The organism is Acetobacterium tundrae (genome assembly GCF_008086615.1).
Taxonomy (GTDB): domain Bacteria; phylum Bacillota; class Clostridia; order Eubacteriales; family Eubacteriaceae; genus Acetobacterium; species Acetobacterium tundrae.
On sequence record NZ_RXYB01000027.1, the window covers coordinates 21,006 to 28,646 of the forward strand.

Consider the following 7,641-nt stretch of genomic DNA (forward strand, 5'->3'; position numbering starts at 1 on the left):
GGTCTCGCCAAGAACCAAGAGGTAGGTTTTTACAAAATGGATGTAACGATATTATTATAACACTGAAATGGCTGACTTTTCAATACTTCTCAAAAGAAGCATAGTACTGCAAAAGTTCTTGTAAATATTGCGGGGAATGGAGATACATCCAAACGATTAATAGATCCATGTTGTGGTGTCGGGACTGTATTATTAGAAGGTATTTGGGCAGGATATGATATTATCGGGTGTGAAATAAATAGTAAAACTGCTGAAAATGCACGAAAAAACTTGAGATATTTTAACTATGAAGCAAAGGTTATTACTGGAGATATTCAGGACATAGATGATAGTTTTGATGCTGCCATTGTAGATCTTCTATATGGTAATTTCAGCCTTAAAAATGATGAAAATCAATTAAAAATCATTAGGAATGCGATAAGAATTTCAAAAAAAATCGTATTGGCTTCTGCAGAAGATATAAGAGATGAACTCGTACAGGAAAATCTCAAAATCATAGATCATTGTAAAGTTGGGAAAAATAAAAATAGTGATTTTTTGCGTTATATCTGGGTATGCGAAGTAGGATAGATGAATAATGTGATAAAGATTAATTGATTCTTGATCAAAGTCTTTTAATTTTATTGATAAATGTCGTGCAGACGGTTGGATACGCCATAAATCCCATTGTAATGACATTCACAAGTTTCTTGTGGAGGGGATTTGTTATGATTAACCGAAAATTAACCGATATAAAAATTAGGTTTAGATAATGAAAGTATAAGACTAAAAAATGCTGATTGGCATTTGTCTTTATCGTTCGTATAATATATAATATACACGAACAATAAAGACAAAGAGGTGCTCAAATGACCGATAAAGAAATGATTCTGGACTTTCTAAAAAAGAATAATGGTGTGATCGAGACGAAGCAATTTGCAGAGCGGGGGATTGATAATAAGGTCTTCCGCCGATTAGCGCTGGAAGGAAAAATTGAGCGAATCAGCAAAGGAATTTATATTGATGCAGAACAAATGGTGGACGATTATTTTATTATGCAGTATCGCTGTAAAAAAGGGATCTTCTCTCATGAAACGGCTTTATTTATCCATGATTTATGCGATCGATCGCCGTTGAAACTGATGATGACCATTCCCACCGGTTATAATACCCGTTTGTTGAAATTGAATGATCACTATCAATTTTTTTATATGAAAAAAGAATTTCATGAAATTGGTAAAATGAATGTGCTGTCGCCATATGGTCATACGATTGCTGTTTATGACAAAGAGCGAACCATCTGCGATTGCCTGAAAAAAAAGGATAAGCTGGATAACGATATTGTTTTAACGGCGGTTCGGGAGTACATGCGTGATCCGGAGAGAGATTTTATTAAACTTCAGTCGTATGCCGATATTTTTAAGATTTCATCCCTGGTACATCAATACATGGAGGTGTTAGCATGACCATTAATAGCCCCAGACAACTGAAAGATTGGATTAACAACCGCGCCAAGAGAGATGGTATGATTGCGAACACCTTGCTTCAGAGTTTTATGATGGAGCGCCTGCTGGAAAGAATTGCGGTATCGGACTATCGGGATAACTTTATTTTAAAAGGCGGTTTCTTAATTGCTGCGATGATTGGAATTGACATGAGAAGTACGATGGACATGGATACCACAATCAAAGGTATTTCCATCGATCAACCGGAAATTCAAAAGATACTATCAGAAATCATATCGATTGATCTTGAGGATCACGTTAAATTTAACATTAAAGGAATTAAAAGTATTCATGATACTTCGGAATATGATGATTTTAGAGTGAGTCTTGAAGCAAAATTCTTTACAATTAAAGTCAATTTAAAAATTGATATTACAACAGGAGATGCGATCATTCCTGGTGAAGTGGATTATGTCTACAAATTAATGTTCGAAGAACGTGAAATCAGCATTAAAGCCTATAATTTAAACACCATACTGGCTGAAAAAATTGAATCAATATTGGTAAGAAATATTTCCAATACCAGAGCTAGAGACTATTATGACCTCTATATTCTTATTAAGCTCAATCACTCAATGCTGAATCGAGATGAACTGAAAGTTGCAATCAGGAAAAAAGCTGAAGAACGAGACAGCACCAAGTATTTAGATGATTACGTTGTTTATCTCGATAGTATTTCTGAAAGTCAGGAACTCCGAAAAATCTGGAATGACTACAGCAAGAAATATTCATATGCAGAAAATATTGAATTCGATCAGATCATTGAAACGATTTGGGATTTACTGGTATCATTCACTAACTGAAAGAAATGGGCGGATGTTTCAGATGAATCTCTTTCGATCTGATAAAATGACTGCTTAAGACACCTACGACCCGAGAGGCCGTGGGTTCGAATCCCTCAGGGTACGCCATATATATGAATGATTAATTTAGATTAATCATGTCGATAATCGCGAATGCAAATTGTCATCTCAAATCGGTACGGGCCGCCTCCACCAGGTAAAGTGACAATGAAGATAAAGTGATTCTTAATTAATTTGCATATTAACGCTGGCAACAAGTGTCTTACATAAAGAATGACGGCCCCTATGTGTTAGCAATTGGAAAAAAGAGTAAAACGTGTCGTAATTATGATATAATAAAACTAACCTTAATCAAGAGGAATACAAATGGATGACCTTATCAAGCTTTTGAATGAAAATTTAGAATATGAAAAACATGAAATTATTGAAGATATTCTATATATTTATGTACACTCCCTTCGGACAACGGTCAAATGTCCATTTTGTGGCTCTTCCACTTCAAGATGCCATTCCAGATATCTGAAAAATTTTCAAGACTTGCCTATACAAGGTAAAAAGACGATTATGTATGGGCGATGTGGATTTCAAATGTTACGGTATAAGATTTTTTTTAATAGCAAATCAACTAACGTCTAATATCAATATCAACTGTCTTCGGCAAGAACCCAAACATGAATAGCTATAACAACTGATGAAAGATTTAGGTAAAATGTAGTAGAGGAGAATGAAACTATGAGAAAGAATTTTGGAGCAAAACCGTACACATTACCGCAGCCGGTTTTTATCATTTCCACTTATGGCGAAGACGGTACGCCAGATGCGATGCTTGCCGTATGGGGAGGTATCAGCAATGAAACTGAGATATCAATATGCCTCAGTGCACAACGTAAGACTGTGAAGAATATCCTTGCCCGTGGGGCGTTCACCGTTAGTATGGCAGATGCGGCTAACGTTGTAGCCTGTGACTATGTAGGAATTGAATCTGGTAATAGGGTGTCTGACAAATTCGAAAAAGCTGGCTTTCATGCGGTGAAGTCTGAGTTTGTAGATGCACCTTTGATTGAGGAACTGCCAATGGCTCTGGAGTGCAGAATGAAAAGTTACGACGAAGAGACCTGGAGAATGGTGGGAGAAATCGTTAACGTCAGCATAGATGAGCGTATTCTGGGAGAAAACGGGAAGGTATCACTGACGAAGTTTGACCCGATTGTTTACGATTGGATGAGTAAGGATTACCTGAAAGTCGGAGAAAAGGTCGGCAATGCGTACCGTGATGGATTGGCACTAAAATAATAGACCAAAGCTGTGTAAATTCAAAAAAGAGAGGCAATGAAGTGTTCAGAACTGGTCGCAGAGTAGATTATCAGATGAGCAGTCTAACAAAATTGATTATGCCTAAGTGTTAAAAATCCCTACAAGGAATAAAATGTTACTTGTAGGGATTTTTATTCTATCATGGAGGTCATTGTGAAAAAAATACAAATATAAGTAATAAGAATTATTAGTTTTTATATTGTGCTAGTGAACAATATTCTAATATTGTGCAACATCAAGAGTGTTTTTTGCAAGTACTTTTTGCCCCAAGGGAGGAATTTCCCCTTGCAGAAAACATCCAGTACCTCCGGATCATTCTGATAATCTGCATCTGGCATATAAAGGAGCAGATGATTGAGGTAGGCGTAGACATTCAATCCATTTGCTTTTGCAGTTTCGACAATGCTGTATATCGTAGCACTGGCAGAAGCTTCCTTAGGTGTATCCGAAAAAATTGGCTTTTTAGCAATACGCCCAGAGGTGCCAACGCTAGTGCCATCATCTACAGCATCATTGAAACCGCCAAGGAGAACAACTTAAATCCATTCGAATATCTGACCTATTTGTTCGAGCGATTACCAAATGAAGATATTGATGATATGAGTGTGTTGGATTTGCTGTTGCCCTGGTCCGAAGCATTACCGGAACGTTGTAAAGTTCAAAATCACTAGCCTGCTTTTTTTTGGGTTTTTTTTAATTCCTTATTTTACGCTTACTCAGATATAAAGTATATTCTATTGACACACAAAAAGCTTGGTGATATACTTGGCTCAAAATAACTGATTGGGGATATCACAGAATGAAAGTAGGTTACGTAAGAGTCAGTACAGAAGAACAAAATGAGGAAAGACAAGAAGTCATTATGGAACAATTAGGTGTTGAGCGAGTAATTCATTGATAAAATATCTGGCAAGAATACAAATAGGCCAGCATTGCAGGAACTTTCCAGCCAGGCGGAATTGCTTGAAGTAAACATCAGTCAATTTCAATTAAGAAATAGATTATAGTGTATCGAAACAAAAATAAAATAAAAACTAAGAAAACGATGTTTTCATAATATAAGGAGACAAAAATGGATAAGCTAAATTGTTATGAAGTAGGACTTGATGAGTGGAAAAAGGAATTTGTCAAAGATGGACTTAAATTTATTGATGCTCATCAGCGCTATGAAATCATTGAAGATAGATTTATACCAGTTATGTTTTTCAACAGAACATATCGTGTTGATTTGCTGACTGGTAATCTGTTGGAAGAAGACGGTGAGAAATGTCAATTGCAGGCAATGACCCAGATGATGATTTTCAGTCATTTGAAATATATTCATAGGGATGCTGCTGCCAGCGGAATAACAAAAGGTATTTCAGAAATTGATGGCTTGAAATATTTTAGTTCCAAAAGCATGTTTAGCGTTTTTCCGGCGAAGGAAGCTTTGGAAAAAGCATTTGATGAGAATCCGGATGTGATTGATATCATTTTAGAGCGTTTTAATGGTGTTCGAGAGGAAATGGGTGATATCAGCTTTTCCATTTGTGCTTTTAAAGATGTAAAGTATACATACATTTACTGGAAAGGTGATGATGAGTTTGCATCCACCTTGAAAACACTTTATGAAGTAAATATTCTGGACTTCCTGCATATGGAGGCGGCACTGTTAGTTGGTGGTATAGGAACAGAACTAATATGTCAGGCCATCGGTGCAGAATATAAAAAATGGTCATGGGAAATTTGATGCGACCTAGGCTAGAAAAGCCGAAATGCATTTAGAAAACAGAAATATTTGTTTAAAACAAAATAGGTTTCTTGAAGCAATAGCGAATGATATTAATTCAGTTGAAAATCTGGAGTGTGAGGCATTAATATGAAAAAAACCGAAGATCCTAAAATTTTAGGAATTCTTCGGTTTTCTTTTTGAAAAATTTTATTTGTTATATAATTTAGATATCCAAGGCGGCATAATGACCATGATGAACGGTGGTTTGCACCTTTCCTGGTCGGACACAATCACCGATTGGCCAGAATTCAATGACCGTATCACATAGCGTTTCAACTTCATCAGAACGGGATCTCATACCGACTGAGCAGAGAATGGTATCGGCAGGGAAAATAACTTCATTACCTTCCTGATCGACTGCAACAACTCCTTCTTTGGTGATTGCTTTGACAGAAGTGCCAAGTCTAATATCAGCGCCTTTAGCAAGTTCTCGAGCCAGACCGAAAAAATTGGCTTTTTAGCAATACGCCCAGAGGTGCCAACGCCAGTGCCATCATCTACAGCATCATTGAAACCGCCAAGGAGAACAACTTAAATCCATTCGAATATCTGACCTATTTGTTCGAGCGATTACCAAATGAAGATATTGATGATATGAGTGTGTTGGATTTGCTGTTGCCCTGGTCCGAAGCATTACCGGAACGTTGTAAAGTTCAAAATCACTAGCCTGCTTTTTGTAGGCTTTTTTAATTCCCTTATTTGACGCTTACGTATGTCGGGATTTGAAAAGCATGGACATTATTCAAGAGTATTCTCGGATAGGCAACAATATTTACTTAACCCTAAATCCACAACCACAAGTCCAACTAAAAGGACAGAAGAATTTGGGGGATTCAAGTGGAATATTCATTTTCAACTTGAAAGGATAGGTGTTTAGTTGTATGATTGAGTAAATATATCCGCTTGCGAATTTAAAAGAGGTGATATTAACGATGAATTGTGAAAAATACAAAAAAGTATTTGATGAAAATAATGGGATTGTAAAACTATCCGATTTTACCGGTGCGGGATATCACAATACGGTGATTGATCGATTGATCAGAGAAGGAAAAGTAATTAAGATACGAGCTGGATTCTATGAATGGCAATATGAGGACGTCATATCCGAGGCTGTCATTATCAATAAATTATATCCTGATGTAATTATCTGTATGGATTCGGCGCTCTATTTTTATGATTATACAGAGAGAACGCCAGCTGCCTGGCATTTGGCAGTGAATAAAAACAGTACAAAATCGCGATTTAAAATCGATTATCCTAAACTAAAAATCTATTATATTATTGAAAAATATTTAAAAATAGGGATATCTGAAACTGAATTTGAAGGTCAGGTGCTGAGCATCTATAATCAGGAAAAAACAATCTGTGACATTATTCGATATGAGAAAAAAATGGATAAAGAAGTATTTAATAAAGCGATTCGGACCTATGCAACAGACTCAAATAAAAATGTGGACAGACTGATTGAATACGCAAAGCTTATGAATATTGAGAAAAAAACGAAGCTGATCATGGGGATGTTGTTGTGATGATAAATGTTCAGGGACTGCTTCAAAAATTAAAAGAGAAATCAAGAAAAGAGGGCATCTGTTATCAGTTGCCAGAGGTGGAAGTGTGGACAAAACAGGGAATCGGAAACATCAAATAAACCATGAGGTGATGCAAATGAAAACAGGACGGTTCATTTATAATTTGAATTATCCTATTTATGAAAAAGAAAGTTGTGAAATTGAGGTGCGCGCTCTTTTTAAGTTCGATTTGAAAGAAAAAGTCTTTTTTGAAAGTAGAAAAGTTCATCCTTCTATAAGTCCATTTTTAAAAAGCAGGTTGGAAATTATATACAAGGCTTCCACGTTTTTAGAACTTATAGAGTTGACAACGAAAGATAAGATAGTAGCATCAGATTTCATGGTTAAATATATGGAATTGGGAATAGATGACCCGCACTTCAAGAAAAGACGAGAGTATTGCAAAGCAATAGGTCTTGTTATTGGGGGGCTTGCTTGTTATACTTCACCTAAAATTATATTTGGAATTACTTTTTATAAGGGGAACTGGTATTTTGGAAAATTAACAGAGCGAAGTCTTTATTGGAAAAAGCACAATAAGAAACCGAATTCATATTCTAGTTCTATCGGTCTAAGTACTGCAAAAGTTCTTGTAAATATTGCGGGGAATGGAGATACATCCAAACGATTAATAGATCCATGTTGTGGTGTCGGGACTGTATTATTAGAAGGTATTTGGGCAGGATATGATATTATCGGGT

At 36.1% G+C, this 7,641-nt stretch carries 9 protein-coding genes and 4 pseudogenes; 11 read left to right on the plus strand and 2 right to left on the minus strand.

Annotated features, from left to right (window positions below):
- Positions 1-114: 114 nt before the first annotated feature.
- The 5 genes and pseudogenes from FZC40_RS15280 to FZC40_RS15300 form a co-directional block, all read left to right on the plus strand.
- Positions 115-570: pseudogene (locus tag FZC40_RS15280) on the plus strand (TRM11 family SAM-dependent methyltransferase); the annotation flags it as partial.
- A 278-nt stretch (positions 571-848) separates the two neighbouring features.
- A complete protein-coding gene (locus tag FZC40_RS15285; RefSeq protein WP_148605915.1) occupies positions 849-1,445 on the plus strand; it encodes a type IV toxin-antitoxin system AbiEi family antitoxin domain-containing protein in 597 nt (198 codons plus the stop codon).
- Positions 1,442-2,287, plus strand: coding sequence for a nucleotidyl transferase AbiEii/AbiGii toxin family protein (locus FZC40_RS15290; protein WP_148605917.1), 846 nt, complete (start codon positions 1,442-1,444; stop codon positions 2,285-2,287). The genes FZC40_RS15285 and FZC40_RS15290 overlap by 4 nt, the downstream gene beginning before the upstream one ends.
- A 366-nt stretch (positions 2,288-2,653) precedes the next feature.
- Positions 2,654-2,923, plus strand: coding sequence for a transposase family protein (locus FZC40_RS17860; protein WP_148605919.1), 270 nt, complete (start codon positions 2,654-2,656; stop codon positions 2,921-2,923).
- Between the two features lie 96 nt (positions 2,924-3,019).
- Entirely contained in the window at positions 3,020-3,580 is a 561-nt protein-coding gene (locus FZC40_RS15300) for a flavin reductase family protein (RefSeq protein ID WP_148605921.1), read from the plus strand.
- A 215-nt stretch (positions 3,581-3,795) separates the two neighbouring features.
- Here the strand turns inward: FZC40_RS15300 and FZC40_RS17865 are convergent, their stop codons facing one another.
- Positions 3,796-3,978, minus strand: a complete 183-nt coding sequence (locus FZC40_RS17865; RefSeq protein WP_420534744.1) for a hypothetical protein — start codon at positions 3,976-3,978, stop codon at positions 3,796-3,798.
- A gap of 69 nt (positions 3,979-4,047) precedes the next feature.
- On the opposite strand from FZC40_RS17865, the pseudogene FZC40_RS15310 reads away from it, so the two are divergent.
- Both FZC40_RS15310 and FZC40_RS15320 read left to right on the plus strand, forming a co-directional pair.
- Positions 4,048-4,272, plus strand: a pseudogene (locus FZC40_RS15310) (transposase domain-containing protein); the annotation flags it as partial.
- A gap of 401 nt (positions 4,273-4,673) precedes the next feature.
- Positions 4,674-5,330: a DUF3786 domain-containing protein gene (locus FZC40_RS15320; protein ID WP_148605923.1), complete on the plus strand. Its 657-nt coding sequence runs from the start codon at positions 4,674-4,676 to the stop codon at positions 5,328-5,330.
- Positions 5,331-5,535: 205 nt separating this feature from the next.
- Here FZC40_RS15320 and FZC40_RS17620 read toward each other — a convergent pair whose 3' ends face one another.
- Positions 5,536-5,670 (minus strand): hypothetical protein, encoded by a 135-nt coding sequence (locus tag FZC40_RS17620; protein ID WP_279233351.1) that lies wholly within the window; start codon positions 5,668-5,670, stop codon positions 5,536-5,538.
- Between the two features lie 143 nt (positions 5,671-5,813).
- On the opposite strand from FZC40_RS17620, the pseudogene FZC40_RS15325 reads away from it, so the two are divergent.
- From FZC40_RS15325 to FZC40_RS15335, 4 genes and pseudogenes are all read left to right on the plus strand, one after another.
- Positions 5,814-6,038 (plus strand): annotated as a pseudogene (locus FZC40_RS15325) (transposase domain-containing protein); the annotation flags it as partial.
- 266 nt (positions 6,039-6,304) lie between these two features.
- On the plus strand, positions 6,305-6,901 hold the full coding sequence (locus tag FZC40_RS15330; RefSeq protein ID WP_148605925.1) for a type IV toxin-antitoxin system AbiEi family antitoxin domain-containing protein: 597 nt from the start codon (positions 6,305-6,307) through the stop codon (positions 6,899-6,901).
- Positions 6,898-7,020 carry a hypothetical protein gene (locus FZC40_RS17625; RefSeq protein ID WP_279233352.1) on the plus strand — a complete coding sequence of 41 codons (123 nt, stop codon included), beginning with the start codon at positions 6,898-6,900 and terminating at the stop codon, positions 7,018-7,020. Before FZC40_RS15330 ends, FZC40_RS17625 begins: the two co-directional genes overlap by 4 nt.
- A gap of 17 nt (positions 7,021-7,037) precedes the next feature.
- A pseudogene (locus FZC40_RS15335) lies at positions 7,038-7,641 on the plus strand (TRM11 family SAM-dependent methyltransferase); the annotation flags it as partial.

Coding starts and splice junctions, on each gene's coding strand:
- FZC40_RS15330 (WP_148605925.1), top strand. CDS start 6,305: ATGAATTGTGAAAAATACAAAAAAGTATTTGATGAAAATAATGGGATT.
- FZC40_RS15285 (WP_148605915.1), top strand. CDS start 849: ATGACCGATAAAGAAATGATTCTGGACTTTCTAAAAAAGAATAATGGT.
- FZC40_RS15320 (WP_148605923.1), top strand. CDS start 4,674: ATGGATAAGCTAAATTGTTATGAAGTAGGACTTGATGAGTGGAAAAAG.
- FZC40_RS15300 (WP_148605921.1), top strand. CDS start 3,020: ATGAGAAAGAATTTTGGAGCAAAACCGTACACATTACCGCAGCCGGTT.
- FZC40_RS17620 (WP_279233351.1), bottom strand. CDS start 5,670: ATGAGATCCCGTTCTGATGAAGTTGAAACGCTATGTGATACGGTCATT.
- FZC40_RS17860 (WP_148605919.1), top strand. CDS start 2,654: ATGGATGACCTTATCAAGCTTTTGAATGAAAATTTAGAATATGAAAAA.
- FZC40_RS15290 (WP_148605917.1), top strand. CDS start 1,442: ATGACCATTAATAGCCCCAGACAACTGAAAGATTGGATTAACAACCGC.